The sequence below is a fragment of the Streptococcus sp. 27098_8_148 genome, from assembly GCF_041432105.1.
GTDB classification, from domain to species: domain Bacteria; phylum Bacillota; class Bacilli; order Lactobacillales; family Streptococcaceae; genus Streptococcus; species Streptococcus parasanguinis_AE.
The window spans coordinates 38307-55873 of sequence record NZ_JAPVYY010000009.1 but is presented as its reverse complement, the minus strand read 5'-3'; the positions used below and the strand labels follow the sequence as shown (position 1 = coordinate 55873).

General features: G+C 42.1%; 17 protein-coding genes, 1 other RNA gene and 1 pseudogene. All 19 read right to left on the bottom strand.

All coding sequences use genetic code 11. The features are described from left to right. Window positions 1-149: 149 nt before the first annotated feature. The 19 genes and pseudogenes from O3646_RS08320 to tadA all read right to left on the bottom strand — a co-directional run bounded on the left by O3646_RS08320 (window position 150) and on the right by tadA (window position 17416). A complete protein-coding gene (locus O3646_RS08320) occupies window positions 150-827 on the bottom strand; it encodes a rhomboid family intramembrane serine protease (protein WP_049514399.1) in 678 nt (225 codons plus the stop codon). Then, window positions 811-1350: a 5-formyltetrahydrofolate cyclo-ligase gene (locus O3646_RS08315; protein ID WP_195189310.1), complete on the bottom strand. Its 540-nt coding sequence runs from the start codon at window positions 1348-1350 to the stop codon at window positions 811-813. Before O3646_RS08315 ends, O3646_RS08320 begins: the two co-directional genes overlap by 17 nt. A gap of 109 nt (window positions 1351-1459) precedes the next feature. Next, entirely contained in the window at window positions 1460-2593 is a 1134-nt protein-coding gene (locus tag O3646_RS08310) for an N-acetyldiaminopimelate deacetylase (RefSeq protein WP_195189309.1), read from the bottom strand. 208 nt (window positions 2594-2801) lie between these two features. Then, window positions 2802-3500 carry a 2,3,4,5-tetrahydropyridine-2,6-dicarboxylate N-acetyltransferase gene (dapD, locus tag O3646_RS08305; protein WP_368385444.1) on the bottom strand — a complete coding sequence of 233 codons (699 nt, stop codon included), beginning with the start codon at window positions 3498-3500 and terminating at the stop codon, window positions 2802-2804. 65 nt (window positions 3501-3565) lie between these two features. Next, entirely contained in the window at window positions 3566-4807 is a 1242-nt protein-coding gene (locus O3646_RS08300; RefSeq protein WP_371610771.1) for a hypothetical protein, read from the bottom strand. Window positions 4808-4845: 38 nt separating this feature from the next. Beyond that, window positions 4846-5751, bottom strand: a complete 906-nt coding sequence (locus O3646_RS08295; RefSeq protein ID WP_371610770.1) for a hypothetical protein — start codon at window positions 5749-5751, stop codon at window positions 4846-4848. 14 nt (window positions 5752-5765) lie between these two features. Beyond that, on the bottom strand, window positions 5766-6443 hold the full coding sequence (locus O3646_RS08290; protein WP_368397771.1) for a hypothetical protein: 678 nt from the start codon (window positions 6441-6443) through the stop codon (window positions 5766-5768). Between the two features lie 17 nt (window positions 6444-6460). Continuing rightward, window positions 6461-7159 (bottom strand): hypothetical protein, encoded by a 699-nt coding sequence (locus O3646_RS08285; RefSeq protein ID WP_371610769.1) that lies wholly within the window; start codon window positions 7157-7159, stop codon window positions 6461-6463. A gap of 117 nt (window positions 7160-7276) precedes the next feature. Further along, window positions 7277-8365, bottom strand: coding sequence for a hypothetical protein (locus tag O3646_RS08280; protein ID WP_371610768.1), 1089 nt, complete (start codon window positions 8363-8365; stop codon window positions 7277-7279). Window positions 8366-8641: 276 nt separating this feature from the next. Next, window positions 8642-9118, bottom strand: a pseudogene (pgi, locus tag O3646_RS08275) (glucose-6-phosphate isomerase); the annotation flags it as partial. 440 nt (window positions 9119-9558) lie between these two features. Beyond that, window positions 9559-9930 (bottom strand): PTS glucitol/sorbitol transporter subunit IIA, encoded by a 372-nt coding sequence (locus O3646_RS08270; RefSeq protein ID WP_008808177.1) that lies wholly within the window; start codon window positions 9928-9930, stop codon window positions 9559-9561. A gap of 98 nt (window positions 9931-10028) precedes the next feature. Then, a complete protein-coding gene (locus O3646_RS08265; RefSeq protein ID WP_020992831.1) occupies window positions 10029-11009 on the bottom strand; it encodes a PTS glucitol/sorbitol transporter subunit IIB in 981 nt (326 codons plus the stop codon). Between the two features lie 13 nt (window positions 11010-11022). Further along, window positions 11023-11568, bottom strand: coding sequence for a PTS glucitol/sorbitol transporter subunit IIC (locus O3646_RS08260; RefSeq protein ID WP_001015684.1), 546 nt, complete (start codon window positions 11566-11568; stop codon window positions 11023-11025). Further along, complete coding sequence (locus tag O3646_RS08255; RefSeq protein ID WP_001086645.1) at window positions 11565-12062, bottom strand: transcriptional regulator GutM; 498 nt, start codon at window positions 12060-12062, stop codon at window positions 11565-11567. The genes O3646_RS08260 and O3646_RS08255 overlap by 4 nt, the downstream gene beginning before the upstream one ends. Beyond that, window positions 12062-13888, bottom strand: a complete 1827-nt coding sequence (locus O3646_RS08250) for a PTS sugar transporter subunit IIA (RefSeq protein ID WP_080981318.1) — start codon at window positions 13886-13888, stop codon at window positions 12062-12064. The genes O3646_RS08255 and O3646_RS08250 overlap by 1 nt, the downstream gene beginning before the upstream one ends. A 62-nt stretch (window positions 13889-13950) precedes the next feature. Next, a complete protein-coding gene (locus tag O3646_RS08245; RefSeq protein ID WP_001000837.1) occupies window positions 13951-14751 on the bottom strand; it encodes an SDR family oxidoreductase in 801 nt (266 codons plus the stop codon). 186 nt (window positions 14752-14937) lie between these two features. Continuing rightward, the gene (locus tag O3646_RS08240) at window positions 14938-16287 is read right to left on the bottom strand and encodes a glucose-6-phosphate isomerase (protein WP_008808173.1); all 1350 of its coding nucleotides are present in this window, start codon (window positions 16285-16287) and stop codon (window positions 14938-14940) included. 485 nt (window positions 16288-16772) lie between these two features. Beyond that, window positions 16773-16868, bottom strand: an RNA gene (gene ffs, locus O3646_RS08235) — signal recognition particle sRNA small type. Between the two features lie 38 nt (window positions 16869-16906). Further along, a complete protein-coding gene (gene tadA, locus O3646_RS08230; RefSeq protein WP_003016809.1) occupies window positions 16907-17416 on the bottom strand; it encodes a tRNA adenosine(34) deaminase TadA in 510 nt (169 codons plus the stop codon). Window positions 17417-17567: the final 151 nt, after the last annotated feature.

The window sequence follows — 17567 nt, the reverse complement described above, 5'->3', positions numbered from 1 at the left end:
AGAATTCGATTTCGTCGTCCCACCTCCGCACAGTTGAGTAGGGCTGTAAAAGCTGATGAAATCAGCGTAGTAGAGCCCACTCAACCACTGCGTCTTGCTCGACAATCCAAAAACAATTAAGAGGCTAGGACTTTTGTCCTGGCCTCTTCTTAAAATAGAGTCAAGATTTTACCTAAGAAATAAAGCAAAAGCAAGAGATAAGATAGAGCTGCACTCATCTGATAGGTTCGGTTCATAAAGCGAGCTTCCCCTCTTACTGGAAAGACATAAGCCAACATGACCCCAGCTACTAAGCCACCGATGTGCCCCGCCATACTGATTCCTGGCATGAAGCTAAAGATCAAATTGACCACAATCAAGCTGGTATAGGACTGACTCAAGTGCCGAATATAGGGGCTTTGGACAATAAAGCGCAAAGCACCAATGGTCCCAAACAGTCCAAACAGGGCTGTAGAAGCTCCTGCCGCAATCACATCTGGCGTAAAAATAGCTACAAAGACATTACCCATCATGCCTGATAAGAGATAAAGAGCTAAGAAAGCCTTCGATCCAAAGAGATCTTCTGCCAAACGTCCTAAGTAATAGAGGGTGATCATATTGAGCACAAAATGTTCTAGGCCGATATGAACAAATGTAGCTGTCACGATTCGCCATAACTGGCTAGGATCGACTTTCACAACCTCTCCAATAATACCACCGCTATAGTAAATAGCAGCACCTGTTTGGTAGTCGCCTCCAAATCGGATAAACATGGAAAGAAAGACTGCCGTTGTCACTAACAACAAGAGGCTAGTCACAGGATAACGACGATCAAAGAGTAACTTCATAGACTAGCACCTCCTGAACTGCCTGATCAAACGTATCTGGCTGGAACTCCTTCTGCTGAATGGAATAAATCGTACTAACCGTTTTTCCAGTAAAATCTTCCAAATAACGATCATAATAGCCACCACCATAGCCAATTCGGTAGCCTTTTGACTGGAAGACCACGCCTGGTACATGGATCAGATCAATCTCTGACTTATCCACAAGCTTTCCTTTTTCATTGGGCTCCAGCAAACCAAAGCGTGTCTTTTCCAAAATATTAGGATCGTATTCCACAAATTCCATTCGCCCTTGTGGATAGGTACGGGGAACACAGACGCGTTTTCCAAGTTGAAGAGCTGCTTGGATCAAGCCAGCTGTGGAAACTTCATGGTCAAAAGACAGATAGGTCGCAAGGGTCTTTGCCTCCTGAAAAGCTAGTAACTCCAAGAGGCGCTGAGTCAGCTCTTCATCTGCTTGAGTTTTTACGGATTCTGGCAACTGTTTCATGGCTGCAATGGTTTCTTTTCGTAGTGTTTTCTTCATTCCCTACTCCTTTTGTCTAGCTTTAATTGTATCATTTTTTAGGAAAGATCCGAACAGTTTTTATACAACAAAGAAAAAATCCAACTCCAGACGGAGTTGAATCATTCCTTTATTGGTTGGCCTTCATTTTCAAAAATTTACCAATGTTTTCCACAGCAAAGGGAAGGGCTGCTTCATTTGGGCTCATCTTCGGATGGTGTAAGGCATAAGGGGTATCAATCCCCAACCAGAACATGACACCAGGGACCTTGCTCAAGAGAAAGCCGAAGTCTTCTCCTGTCATCGCAGGCAGGATATCAATCAGGTTTACGTCTTCCTCAGCTGTGAAAAAGTCCATGAGTTCTTTGGCCAATTCTGGTTGGTTTTCCACAGGCAGGTAACCTCCTTGCTTGAGATCCAGATCCAATTTTACATCAAAAGCGGCTGCAACTCCTTCTGCAATGGCTTTGACCCGTTTTTGAGTCAAAAGATTCATCTCCATGGTCAAGGTCCGAATGGTCCCATGAAGGAAGGCTGTCTCAGCAATCACATTATTGGTTGTCCCTGCATGCATGGAACCAAAGGTCACCACAGCACCTTCAATCGGATCGACATTTCGACTCACGACCGATTGGACTTGGGTAATGAAGTAAGAGGCTGCTACAAGAGCGTCATTGGCCTCATGTGGAAAGGCGGCATGCCCTCCCTTTCCTGTAAAGGTGATCTTGACTTCACAGGTCCCCGCAAAAAGGGTACCCGTATTGGTCGCAATGTCCCCCACCTTCAAATCAGGGCGCACATGCAGACCATAAAATTCATCAGGGAGCCAGTCGCCAAAAGCATTGTCCTTATACATGAGCATCCCACCAGCTTCATTTTCTTCAGCTGGTTGGAAGAGAAAGAGCAGGTTATTTTTTGGTTGTACTTGAACCAGTTGATCCAACAGTCCAAGGGCTGTCGTCATGTGCATATCGTGACCACAAGCATGCATCCGTCCTTCGTGCTTGGAGGCAAAATCAAGGCCCGTTTGTTCCACGATCGGTAAGCCATCGATATCTGTCCGCCAACCAATGGTTTTTTCAGGAGCAGACCCATGGAGATAAACCAGGATCCCGGTCCGCCAAGTCCGTTGCTCTACAAAGTCCTTGCCCGCTGTGATCTTTGCGATTCTCTCTAAGAGGTAGGCTTGGGTTTCAAACTCTTCCAAGCCAATTTCAGGGATTTGGTGCAAATCCCGTCTGATTTTGATTAAATCCAATGTCATAGTCGTCCTCTTTCTATTAGAATAGGGAGTGGGAAAGAACTCCTATTATTTAAAAGGAGTTCGTCTTCCCACCCCCGCACAGTTGATTAGGTCATCTTTGGAGCTTAATCAAGCGAACAAAGATGCCAATCAACCACTGCGTCATACAATTATTCCTTTCAAACATCAAAGGCTGGACAATTTTTGCCCAGCCTCTACCATTCATATCTTACAAATTACGCAAAGCGTCTTCGAGTGCTGTTTTTTGTTGTGTTTTTTCATCGATTTCCTTGATGATGCGAGCTGGGACACCAGCTACGACCACATTTTCAGGGACATCTTGAGTAACGATAGCGCCAGCGGCAACGACTGAACCGTTCCCTACTTGAACCCCTTCAATCACAACTGCATTGGCACCGACCAAGACATTATCACCGATCCGAACAGGCTCAGCAGAAGCTGGCTCAATGACACCTGCAAGAACGGCACCTGCACCGATGTGGCTGTTTTTACCAACTGTAGCACGACCACCAAGGATAGCCCCCATATCAATCATGGTTCCTGCACCGATTTCAGCACCAATATTGATGACAGCCCCCATCATCACGACAGCATTGTCTTCGATGGTCACTTGGTCACGGATAATAGCACCTGGTTCAATACGTGCATTTAGATAGCGCTTATCCAGCAAGGGAACAGCTGAATTACGGCCATCTTGTTCGACCACATAATCCTTGTTCTCTGTCAAGTTGGCAAGAAGGGGCTCGATATCTTTCCAGTCACCGAACAAAACATTGCCAAGCTTGGTAACAGAAGCAGGAACAGCTGTTGCCAATTCCCCTTCAAAGGTTACTTTCACATTTGTTTTCTTTTCTGCATTTCCAATAAAAGTGATAATTTCTTGAGCAGACATTTTTTGTGCAGTCATGAGATTCTCCATTCATTTCAATTAAAGGTATCCATATTATACCACAAACCCAAAGAGATGAACACCTAAGGCGACGTGGTTGTAGCCGAATCCTCCATGCCTGTCATTTCACTGATGGTGCGATTGCTTCCAAAGTGAATAATGACTGAGTGCGAATCAGAAAGTTTATAGTAAAAGATTAAGAAGGACTCTGAACTCATCATACTCGACCAAGAAACACGGCTAGGAATTCCGACTGTATTCACAAGATCTGCATAGCTGGTTCCTATTTTAATATTGGCAAAATCCTCTCTATTCAAACTGCCATTTTTATTGGCTAATCGCTCACTGTTTAAGTTCTCAAAATTAAGAGAAGATAGACGGCTACTAATCATATTTGAAAGCAAAACAGATACAGAAGAAGGGGATCCTTCAACCTCATAATCCAAGCTTGTCATGAAAGGACCGACACTACCCTCTTGGTAGGTTTCTTCCCCACTACTAGCCTTGCCCAGTACAGCTACTACATCCTGCGGGGACAGATAAGTTGAAGAGGTACGACCTTGATCCCCCTCACTTAAACCAGGAATCAGGGAAATCGCCTTCTCATAGGTAACTTGAAACTGAAATTCACCTTCCGGTGCAATCAAGGTACTCGTACCACTCTTCAAGGTTTCCTTTCTGGTTCCATAAGACCGGCCAGGACTTCCGTATTCACTAGTAGTAGAAGAAGGAGCTTCCTCACTATGGATACCTCCTGAAGCCAGATAGGCAAATAATCCCAGCATGGCCAATAATCCAAAAAAGGCTGCCAGCGAAGACCCTCCACTATTAGAGGAAGGAGAGTAGGTTTTCGCCCTATCCGATTGGGAGTCTAGTACCGTTTGTCTTGGTTCTGAATGCCTGCCTCCCCCTATTGAAGCCAGGTCAGCTTCTGAAATCAAGTGGCTCCCACCCTGGTGCTCTACTTTTTTCTCAGCTGAAGGAGACTGCCCTATTGTATCTTGTGCTGGTGTTTCTGACCTTGCTTCTTCTGTTAGTGGTGTAGCAAGAACGACCTGAGCTGATTCGTCTTCAGGTGTAGCAAATGAGCCTTCCTTTGGATCATACGATTCCTCCTTCACACCAATCGCTGGTTCGTCTTTTCGTTCCTCTTCTTGTTTCACCTCTTCCTGAAAAGCAGGGACTTCTACCACTTCTGGCTCTTTTGCGAGCGTATCTTCTAGCTTCTCAGGACTTCCTTTTTCTAAGGGTGCTTCTTTCGGCTGGCCTTTCGAAAACCGACTCTGGTGCTCATTTCGTAGATGCGACCAGTCTTTATTTCCCATTGTCCTCTCCTTTTATTTAAAATGCTTCGGCTGATTTTTTACTGTGCTGTAGATGTAGAGGAAGCTGGTGTGGTCGCTACCTCTTTCGATTTGATATCCTTGATGGTTTGCCGGCTATCAAAATGGATTTGAACCGTTTGAGAATCCGATAATCGATAGGTAAAGGAAGGCGCTTCCCCGTAACCTAAAAGCCCAGATACATATATTTCATCCGGAATCCCTACCGTATTGAGTAGGTCTAAATAAGGCATTCCGACCTTGATAGTGGCAAAATCGTCCTTCGTCAAGCTCCCATTCTTATTCGCAAATCGGTCACTTTTTAAGTGTTTCAAACTTAAAAGAGAGATCCTGTAAAAGGCACCTGTTTTTTCAAGAAGAACCTTCCCATCTGCATCCTTTGATTGATAATCTAAGGTCAGCAAAAAGGGACTAGAACTGCTACCACTATACGTTGCTTCCCCACTCCTTGCTTTACCTAATGCTGCAACGACATCTTGTGGATCTACCGTCCCAAAAGAGGTCTTTTTTTCTTCCACTGCAAAATTAGGAATGAGAGACATAGCCTTTTCATAGGTTGGCTGAAATTGAAATTCATTAGTTGAGGCGATATAAGAACTATTTTCACTGGTCAGATATTCCGTTCTGATACCATCACGTGATAAACCATTGATCCCCTCACTCGAAGAAGATGAAGAAGAGCTTTTATTAACTTCGTTTTGAAGCACAAACACAAAAGCCATAAACAAGGCGAACCACCCAAAAAATCGCAAAAGCGAACCAATCCCCTCTTTTGAGGAAGAAGGGGAAGACTCCATCGTATCTGAATGGCTTCTAGTATCCTGATGATTGTCTATCCCTATTGAAGCCAGATCGGCTTCTGAAATCAAGCGGCTTCCACCCTGGTGAGAGGAAGCTGCCTTGATGTCTGTCCGTTGATCGTCCAATGATGTCTCCTTTCTTATACCAACACCAATTTCTTGGCTTTTTTCTTGAATTCCATCACCACTTCTGGCTGCCCTGGCACCTGGTAAGTCGCGCGATAGCCCATTCCGCCATCTGGCATTTCCCCCCAGACCAAGCGTTGAGGATTTCCTAGTTGCATAATGAGCTGGGCGAATTCTGTACCTTTTTTCTCTTTTTCAGTAGTGATTTCTTTCTCACTGCTTGTCTTCTCTTTTGCGTCCAACAAATTCGTCGCATCCACTGTCGTCAAGCGATACCCCTGGTCTTTTTCCTGTTCAAACCACAAGGTTACACTTTTCTTGCCCTGATCGGTTTGCTTAGCTGCATAAGTCAAGACAAGAACGGTTTTTTCTCCTTGAGCTGTCTTTGTATACTTAATTTTTTGGGCTTTTCCCCATTCCGTCACAACTGTTTCCAAGCGGGTTCCTGGTTGCTGACTCTGCTTGAGACGAACTTTCAAATTCGCCACAGCTTCGATGGTCCATTTAAACTGCTTGATTTCTTGTTCCTTGCTGACCAAATTCTTGTAATCCTTTGGCTGGAAATAAGTCAGTGTTTGGTCCTCCTTGGTATCGGTTCCTTGCTCTTGCACCTGGATGCTTGCAATCGCAAGTAACAATCCTAAAACAAAACACAAAAACGGCAGCAAGAGCTCTTTTCGATTCTTTTTCATACACTCGATCATCTGCTTCACCCCTTCTTCGTCAAACGATACTGACCAGTCTGGTCGCGTTCAAAGGTCAAAGAGACCAGCCCATCTGTCACCTGATAAGACAGGGCTAAGACTTGCTTGTCCTTTGCAGAGGTCAAACTAAGAGAATTGGGAAGACCTGATTTTTTCAAAACATCTTCTACCGCTGTCCCCTTTTCCTTTTTTCCATCTAGCGTCTGATAGCCTGTAAAATCTGCCAGTTTTAAGTTCTTTTTGCTCTGATAGTGAGCCGACTTGGGTGAAAAGCTTTGAATCGAGTTCAAATAAAAGGTATCATCCTGCTTTTGAAATTCTATGGTATAAGGATGAATCCCTTGCACAGGAGTCCCATAGCCTAGCTGGACTTGCGCTCCAAAAGTCGTATCTTCTTGTGTAAAACTTGCTGCTTTTCCAAATTTTTTGACGAATGCAGACAAAGCCACCCAATTTTTTTGTGTCTTCCCTTCTTCCCTTACAAGCTCCAATGACAACAAGTCTTCTAAAGCCGGCTCTTTGGAAGAAGACGCGACAAATCGCTGGCTGTCTGCTTGCATGCGAGACAAACTCAACAAGCGATCTTTGGGCAAGGTTTTCACTGGATGAATCATAAACACCAAGCAAACACCAACCATAAAAGCCAGCAAAGCACTTGCAGCTTTTTGGAGGATCCGCTTATGACGTTCTATCCACTGTTTCATTTCTTCCATCCTTCATGCTCTTTCTATTCAAACTCTTTCTATTGTATAGAAAATTAGCGTATTTGTCTCGTCTTATCCCAAAAAAGAGGCGCTTGCCTCTTTCTTTTATTCAGTGATTTAGTAGCTGTCTTTACTGCTCAAGAGAAAATCTCCATTTTCTTGGCGAATAAAGGTCAAATCCACGTAGTCCCCATTTTTCTTTTGGAAGTCCATGACCAATTCTATCTCGTCTGAATCATCAGATGAACTCACCGTCAGATTGACTGCATCACCGTATTTTTCTAAAAGCTCTTTGTAAGAGGTCCCTCCAGCACCGGTTTCACTATCTCCAACCTTGAACCCATCTGCAAAGTTATCCTCAACCGTAAGATTTTTCCCAAATTGATTAAATTCAAATTTGACAAGCTGGAATTCTTTCCCTTTCTTAGAGTAAGTCGCTTTGACCTCTTTATTATAAGAGTTATCATCCCAAAATAATTTCAATTCTCCACTTTCAAATTGAACGGAGCTAGCTTTCCCATAAGCTTCAATCATTTCCTCAGGAGTCTCCCCAGCATCACTTCCTGTTAAAAACTGAAGTTGCTCGATATCAGACTGTTTCCAGCTAAAATCAACTTCCGCGTCTTCTGCGGTCAATTGATCCAAATCGATATTGGAAGACGAACCAGACTGGTTACCTGACCAAGAAGTCTGCTTTCTAGATGATGACGTGCTAGGGCTAGCATGACCAATCAAATAACCACTGACTCCACCGATAAGAAGCCCAACTAAAATCCCAAGGGCAAAACGAATCGCCTTCTTGTCTGCAGTATCCATCGGTCTTCCAACAGGAGAAAGAGGAGCTTGTGGAATAGGTGTCTCAGGAACAGGCACTGTTTGCGGACCAATTGGTTCAGCTGCCATGTTTTGAGGAGCTTGAGGCGCAGGCTGGAATGGAGGAGTCGGTTGGGGAGCGGCAACTACATCCGGATGTTCTCCAACAGTCACTTCATCCACCTTTGGAAGCTCCACTGCTTCTGACATAGCTAGCTTGTCTGCCTCTTCTTTCATTGCTTCCGTCTCCGTCACTGAAAGACCACTAGCTTCTGGAACGACCAAGTCTTCGGCTTCTTCTTTTGGGACAAAGGCTGGCGCAGCCACATCAAATTGAGGCGCACCCTCTACGGGAGTATGTTTCATAAATTGTTCTTGATCTTTCTCGGACATTTCGAATTCTCCTTTTTATTCTTCTCTTCTACTATAACATAAAACCAAGCAAGGACCAACTCCTGTCTTGATAGACTAAAAAAGATCGGAGAGATATCCGACCTTTTAGAAACTTATCTTAAAATTTCTTGCGAAGGGAGACAATAGCAATCAGTTAACCATATGATTGAGAAACATAACTAGATCGTGTTTTTATAATTGATTCCAGGGGACAAAAATATGAGTTTGTTTAGCAAGTAAAAAAACGACCTCTTGCGAGATCGTTTTGTCTATTGATTAAAGACGAGCGTTGAGTTCTGCTCCAAGTTCTTCAAATCCTGGTTTACCAAGAAGGGCAAACATATTTTTCTTGTAGGCTTCAACACCTGGTTGGTCAAATGGGTTGATCGCGTTCAAGTAACCTGAAAGGGCGATGGCCAACTCGAAGAAGTAGATGGCATAACCAAGAGTGAAGGCATCTTGCTCAGGAAGAGTTACGTACATGTTTGGCACGTCACCGTCTGTGTGGGCAAGAAGAACACCGTCAGTTGCTTTTTTGTTTACAAAGTCAACGTCTTTCCCTTGAAGGTAACCAAGTCCATCAAGGTCTTCTTCCAATGTAGGGATGATCACGTTCTTACGTGGTTTGTCCACACGGACAACTGTTTCAAACATGATACGAGTTCCTTCTTGGATAAATTGACCCAATGAGTGCAAGTCTGTTGAGAAGTTTGCTGAAGTTGGGTAAATACCTTTTTGGTCTTTTCCTTCTGTTCAGGCACACCTTATGGATGCATCTGCTGGAAATTCCCTTGCACTGGCTGGCTAGTTTGATTGACTTCAAGCTCTTTGCGCTTGACCTTGACCGTCTTTTTCTGGCATGCTTTTATCCTTATAAATTTTGTTGATTTGTCATATTGCGAAAACATTGAAAAACAATGACAAATTTTACAATATTAAAACATAAATTATTTTCCCTATCAAAAAGGGAGTGGGAAAGAACTTCAAACAAGTTAAAAAGTTCATCTTCCCACCCCCGCACAGTTGATCAGGCAATCTTTGGGGCTTAAAAAGCGAAGGAAGATGCCAATCAACCACCGCGTCATCTATTTTTTCTAATTTAGACCCAGAAGCCTGGACTTTTTGTCCAAGCTCTGAATCAATTTTTTTGACTTTTATGTTTCTAAATTGCTTGATTTTAAATTTTGTTATGGTCAAGCAGTTTCGAAAATCTGAATGGTAGAGTCCTTTTCAATTACTACTGCTTGGTCTGCTGCAACATGGAGAGTGCCCGGCAGGCTGCCCTCTTTTGAACCATCAAAAGAAATCGTGATATGGCCCAGTCCAGTTAAATTTTTTTCTACTACATTTCCTACGGCAGTAATCGAATATTCCTGACTATCTACCACCAGCTTTCCACCTTCTAGTATTGCACCTAGAAGATTTTTGTTATCGATTTTAAAACAATACTCTGCTAAGTCTTCCGGAGCTTCTTCTCCAAACAAAATGAGCATATTGGCATCTTGAATCATATTCTGAGCTTCAGGCCCCACTTGAATTACTTTAGCTTCAAAAATTTTCTTCATCTAATTCCTATTCATCCTTTCTCAAATCTGTCATAAACTTATGCTTATAGATAAGTTTAACATAATAGTTGCTATGTTTACGTGCATCTATCAAAGGTTTACTGATAAAGGCCAATACTAGCTATCCAAGCTACTAGCACCCGCGGAACACCATTGAGAAAGCGTGAATAAAGCACAGAAGGGACACCAACCTCAACTGTTTCAGCCTTGGCTTCAGATAGACCGAGTGCTACAGGAATGAAATCACAACCGTTTTGAGTGTTGATAGCAAATATAGCTGGCAGAGCCATTTGGGGCGGAATATTCCCTTTGCCGATTTCAACTCCAATTAAGGTTCCAATAATCTGACTGATAACAGCTCCGGGGCCTAACAAAGGAGATAGGAATGGCAAGGAACAGATAAAGCCAATCAAAATGAGTCCCCAGATGTTCCCAGCTAGGGGAACCATTAATTTTGCCAGCCAATTTCCAACACCTGAACCTTGAATAACCCCAATCAGCAAGGAAACAAAGGCCATGAAAGGAATGATCGTGTTGAGCATTGTTTGGATGGCTTCACGAGCAGCCTGGTTGAAAGTCGCAACGACCTTCCCAGCGCCCATCCCAATTCTTGCTACAATACTTGTTTCAGCTTTTTGCTCTGTAATTTTTTTACTAGTATCGTAAGTTGGCTTTTCTGTTACCACAGTTGTCGCTTTTTCGTCTTCATTAGCAGCAGAAATTTGATTAAGGCCAACTGCTGACACATAGATTTCCTCGGTTATATATTGAGCTAGAGGCCCACTTTTCCCTGTAGCTACAATATTTATTGTAGGGATCCCCTTTTTAGGATAAATACCACAGCGAAGAGTACCGCCACAATCCACGATTGCTAAAGCAATTTCCTCATCTGGGATAGAAGTTTTAAACCCATTAACAGCTTCCATACCGGTCAAATCAGCAATTTTATCCACAATATCTGGCTTTTCTCCTCCGCCAGTGATATAGATGAATTTATGCTTAGCTTCACTAGGTGTAATGACCAAAGGTCCTCCGAAACCGCCATTTCCTTTAACAACTTTTATACTCTTATATGACATAATTTCACTCTTTCTATAAATCAAATGTTTTACTCAAGGTAACACCTTGCTGTTTTGCTACATAAGCAGTTGTAAAATCGGTCACCCAACCGCCTACAAAGTTCATGACAAGCCCAACAAGCATGTAACGAATGGCTAAGTCCATTTGACTTAAACCTAAAGTTTGAATTCCTGTTGCAATTCCCATCCATACAAACAATTCCCCAGGATTGATATGCGGAAATACACCATTTGAAGTATGGCAGAACTGCATCTGAGCTGCTACAAAACTAGGTTTATAATATTCTGGTAAGAAACGTCCCATACTGATTGCCATCGGATTCCCCAGCATAAAGGCTGAAATGAAAGGTAAAATCATATACCGGCTAACAGGATTTTTGGCAGAAATCTTAGCCAGGGAATTGACCTTCTCTTCTCCCAAGAAAGCGATAAGGGTATTCATTGCAATCAATAGCATTAAGACAAGCGGTACAATATTTGTCATCCAGCTAATAAAGGTTTCTCCACCTAATTGGAAGAGTTTCATAAAACTCTCTGCAAAATTTGTAATGTGATTCATAAGGAACTCCCTTTCTTATTTTTTTTAAATAACTGTTTAATAGATAATTGTAAGTAATTCGCATAAAAGCCGAATCCCAGAAAAGAATCAGATGAACTTGTCTCTTTCTCAATACCTGCCTCATGCCAAAGATAGACTTTTCTAGCATCTTCTATGGCTGATTGCATCAACTTATTTTCTTTTCTCACAAGAGGATTATACTTGTCAAAATAATGGATGTCTTCTCCAACATAATCGTCCATATTTTGAAAACGTGCTAAGATTGTGACTCCTTGCATTTTGCTAGCTTTAAGAACCCGACCGTTTTCATCAACCGCGAACATGACAATCGTACCGGATTTGATTCTTCCGGACTTCCTGCCAATCGCTACGCGCCCCAGTCTTCGGAGCATCGTATAGGTCTTATTGAAGTCTTTGAGTTGCTGCCAGCCGAGGAACATTTGAAATATATAAGCTGCCATGACAAATACAGCGAAAATTATTAGCGAATTCATTAAAATACTCCTTTGCTCTTAGAAAATGATAGAAACTCTGTCTCTGTTTCTACAGCCCTCAAAGCTTCTTTTAGAGAAGGCTCTCCTGCAATTCGAAAAATGTCGTCATACAATTCCAGCAATTCACTCTCCATTTTGCTTTCAATTTCTGAGGGAATGGCGACTAGAAAGATAAATTCAATCCAATCATCTCCTTTTTGATAAGGCTCTTCTAGCTTTCCAAACATTAAAATAGTCTTTGCATAACCCTGGTTAATTGTATGGGGGAAGGCAATTCCTCCACCAAAAATGGTTGATTGTTTTTTCTCCCTATCAATTATCCGATTTCTAAAACCTTCATCAATCATCTGAAGTTTCTCTAACTCTGCAACCATATTTAGCAAGTATTGCTGATAGGTTTTTTGGGGACTCAACCGAAGAAAACGTAAGCTGACTGTTTCTAGATTTTTTTGATGAAAAGCATTGGCCCTCTGCCATTCTTCCCGCAGCCATTGATCATCAAAAAGATGATTAACTTGAATGACTGGAGATTTAGAATCTTTATATTTTAGAGGAACTGTCGTAAAAATCGCGAAATAGTCCTGATTCAAATCCAGATTAAAATCCTCTTCAGAATACTGAGTAATGTCTACATCATTTCCAAGGATTCGTCTGAGTTGCTGAATAATCATCGCAGCAGTTCCTCTTCCTGTTGTGCAAACTACTGCTATCTGCTTGCGAGAACCATTTACAACAGAGTTTTGCTTTCTTAAAATCATTTCAAAATACAAAGCCAGATATCCGATTTCAGATAATTCCAATTCAGAACCAAAAATTGCAGACAGTTCTTCTCCAGCAATTTTCGCCATTTCAAAAGCAAAAGGATATTGAGTTTGAACCTCGCCATGGAATATATCATTAGCTTGCACATGGAAAATCAGTCGATTGATTAAGGGGCCTAGATGAGACTTGATTTCTTCAAATAATTCTTCATCATCAAAGTTAACCAACATTGTTTCTTTGACTTTCTTGACAATCCCTTGAAAAATGTTTGCAAGCTGTTCAGATTGATAAGACGGCTTGCTTAAAGTGTCAATAAAACGGATATTAAACGGAAAACACAAAAAGTCTATTTCAAACTGACTGAGGGAAATCTTATAAGTCATCTCAATATGATAGATTAATTTTTCAACCAAAGGTGTCTCTGTTAAATCATTCCTATAGTAAGGAATAGGGCAACTCAACACCCTAGATGCATAAATACGCTCCACCATAATTGAAATTGTCTTTCGAAGGAGTTCCTTTGTTTCTTTCGGGATTTTATACTCCTGGAGTAGCGTCTCCAGAAAAGAAGATGTTGCCTCGGTGAGTGTCTTTCCTTCAAAGTAAGGGGCCACTTGGTGAATATAGAGCAAGCGCAAATTCAGCTCGGACCCCAAGACCTCCAGCCCACGGTTGGGCTTTCCTGAAATAGTGATAGAGTAACTCTCTGCCAAAGATTTTACTTGTTTTAAATCCTTATTAAGGGTACTTCTACTAACACCTGCCTCCTCAGCCAAGTCGTCAATAAGAAGAGGGGAGGTTGACTTAATTAAACGTTTTAGTAAATAGGCAATTCTTTTACTGGAAGAATTGAAGTCACTCTCCCGTTTTAAACTACCAGATAAAATCCTTTCCAACTCAGTATAGTCATACACCTCTAACATTAACTTATCATCTTGTGAGATAATCTGGATACTCGGAGCCAAAACATCATTTAATTGTTGGATACTCTTTTGCAAGGTTTGCATACTAATATCCAGCTCTGAGCGCATATCTACCAAGGAATAAGTTGGCTGTGAGACCATTTTTTCTAAAATGTTATACCATCGATTTACTATGGTCAACTCTCTTCCTCACCTTCATTTTTTTAACCGCGAGTTTTCCCCCCGGCAATATTTGTAGTGACTCCAGTTATATAGCTAGAACGGTCTGAAATATAGAATGCTACAAGGTCAGCTACTTCCCGTAGTTTACCACTTCGTCCCAAAGGAGTTGTTGAAGTTGAAGCATAACCAGCTCGAATATCTTCTACCGTCTTTCCACGGGTATAAGCAAGAGCTTCCTCATAAGAAAGAGTTCGAAGTCCCGTAGCTTCCATAATTCCTGGAGCAATTCCAACCACACGTACACCATGCTTACCCAGCTCTTTTGCCCATGAACGAGTGTAACTATAGACTGCTGCTTTTGTGGCAGCATAGGCACTTTGTCCTTCAGAACCTTCCAAGCCTGCTTCTGAAGCCATGTTCACAATTACACCTTTTCCATTTTTCACTAAAATACGTCCCACTGCCTGACTAACCAGATACAAACCTTTTTGATTAATCATCGTTACTTTTTCGAACGTCTCATCGTCCAATTCGTAAGGACCTTTAGGATTTTCTGCATCGATTAATAATCTAGGGATATTAATCCCTGCATTATTGACCACTGCATCAATATTGCCAAATCTTTCAACTATTTTGGCAACACCCTCTTCTACTTCAGAGCGAGAAGTTACATCAACTTTTACAAATAATAGATTTGGATGACGCAAATCGTTGTCGCTAAGATCGAAATTCGCTACATTGACACCTAATTCCAGCAATTCTTCAACGATTGCCTTACCGATCCCAGATGACGCGCCAGTCACAAGAACTGTTTTGCCTTTTATGTTTAACCAATCATTCATTTTGATACCTCTCAAATTTTATTTACAAGGCAATTATACAGCGCTTTCATAAAAGAATTAAGACACTCTTTTTTATACTGTTCAAAAAAATAATAAACTAATTATGAGGCTTGTACTAAAAAATCCACAAGAAATGAACTTGTGGATCTCTTTTTATACTCTAAATGAACTCAAGGCATATAAGAATCAAAGGCGTGCATTCAGCTCAGCACCCAGCTCTTCAAAGCCTGGTTTTCCAAGAAGGGCAAACATGTTTTTCTTATAAGCCTCAACTCCAGGCTGGTCAAATGGATTGATACCATTCAGGTAGCCAGAAAGAGCAATAGCCAACTCAAAGAAGTAAATAGTGTAGCCCAAAGTGAACTCATCTTGCTCAGGCAGTGTCACAAACATATTTGGAACTCCACCATCAGTGTGTGCTAACAGCACTCCATCTGTAGCTTTTTTATTGACAAAGTCAACATCTTTTCCTTGCAAGTAGCCAAGACCGTCCAAGTCTTCTGCCAATTCAGGAATCAGCACATTTTTGCGAGGTTTATCTACACGTACAACTGTTTCAAAGAGGATACGGGTACCTTCCTGGATAAATTGTCCCAGAGAGTGCAAGTCTGTTGAGAAGTTGGCTGAAGTTGGGTAAATCCCTTTTTGGTCTTTCCCTTCTGACTCACCAGCCAGTTGCTTCCACCACTCAGAGAAGTATTGTAGAGATGGTTCATAGTTAGCTAGAACTTCTGTCAGATAACCTTTACGGTACAAGATATTGCGTACAACTGCATATTGATATGCTTCATTTTCAGCCAACTTATCAGAAGCATAAGCCTTGCGAGCAGCATTTGCTCCTTCCATTAACTTGCTGATATCAGCCCCTGCAGCTGCGATTGGCAAGAGTCCCACTGCTGTCAATACTGTAAAACGACCACCTACACTATCAGGCACTACAAAAGTATCCCAGCCATTAGCATCTGCTTCAACCTTAACTGCACCTTTAGCGCGGTCTGTAGTTGCATAAATCCGTTTATTTGCTTCTTCCTGACCATACTTCTTAACCAAGAGTTCTTTGAAGACACGGAAAGCAATAGCAGGCTCTGTAGTCGTTCCTGACTTAGAAATAACGTTGACAGAGAAATCTTTGTCTGATACATAGTCTACCAAATCAGCCAAATAGCTTGAAGAAATAGAATTTCCAGCATAGAGGATTTGAGGTGCCTTGCGTTCTTCCTTGCTTTGTAGATTTACAAAAGAATTATTCAAGAAATCAATAGCTGCACGAGCTCCTAAATAGGAACCACCAATACCGATTACGATCAATACCTCACTATCAGATTGGATTTTAGCAGCAGCCTTTTGAATACGAGCAAATTCATCTTTGTCATATTCTTCAGGCAAGTTCAACCAGCCAGTCATTTCTGCCCCAGGACCTGTACCATTTCGCAGAGCAGAATCTGCAGCAGTCACTTGAGGCTGCATATAATCTAGTTCATGTGGTGCTACAAATTTATCTAACACCTTTGAGTAGTCAAATTTAATATGTGACATGTTTATCCTCCAATTGTTCTTTTCTTTTATGATAACGCTTTAAGAAAAAATAAGCAAGTGCTTTCACTATTTTAAAACGTTTACATTTTATATTCTATACTATTTTTCTAAATAAGCTAACCTTAGGACATAACCGAGAGCACTCGTTTGCGTAAGACAACAAATTTTAGGCCTATTGAGAAGAACAATTTTGATTGACAAGAAAACAAATACGCTTCTTAAGATTGGATGTCAGCTGAATTCATTTCAGGTCCGTTCAAACTAGATTCGCTGCTCCAATATTCATCTGCACCTTTTAGGCTTGATTCATTATACTTCGGAACCTAGTTCTCACTTTGTTCGAACTGCGTCAATGCACCTAAGTTCATCCGCGTCCGTTGGACTTGATTCACTAAGGGCTATCATAGGTTTACAGCTTTTTCCCTAGCGGGAAAAACTGCATCCATTGCTCTAGGATTCTTCTGCGTCCCTTGGACTTGACTCATCAAGAGCAATAGAAAAGAGCACACAGTTCACTTCGCTTAGGGCTGCTGGATTCCTCCCCTGACCCGCTTCACGCAGAACTGTTGCTCCGATAGGTATTATATCATAATTTGTTCGATTTGCAAAGGTCCGGTTTTTATTCTTGTGTTTCGGCCTTGGCTGCGAGTTTGGCTTGTTTTTTTCGTTCTCGACCTTGGCGGAAGAAGGTCTGCATGATGGCTGCACATTCTGCTTCCAAGATTCCTGTTTCTACTTCGACTCGGTGATTGAGGCGTTCATCTGCCAAAATGTCGTAGAGACTACCTGCTCCACCGAACTTCTGATTGGTCGCCCCGTAAATCACCTGGGGAATCCGAGCTAGACCAATGGCACCACTACACATGACACAGGGCTCAATCGTGACAAAAAGCGTCGTATCCAGCAGGCGCCAGCTATTTTCACGCTGATTGGCCTCCTCGATCGCCATGATTTCCGCATGCATGACCGCCCGCTGCAGCTCCTCACGCGCATTATGTCCACGCCCGATAATCTGACCATCCTTGACCAAGACACAGCCAATCGGTATTTCATCATTGGCGAGGGCAATCTCCGCCTCCTTCAGGGCTTCCCTCATAAACATCGCTTTTTCCTCTATCGTGTAGTCCATCTCTTCCTTCTTCCTTTTAGTTTCTTTGTTCATTATACCATAGGCAGCTTACGACTCACAAAAAAAGCCGCCGATTGGGCGACTCTTATGGGAGATTATTATGAAAAAGTTTAGGAGGTTTAAACAAAGTTAGGAGGTCTTTGTTTATGCT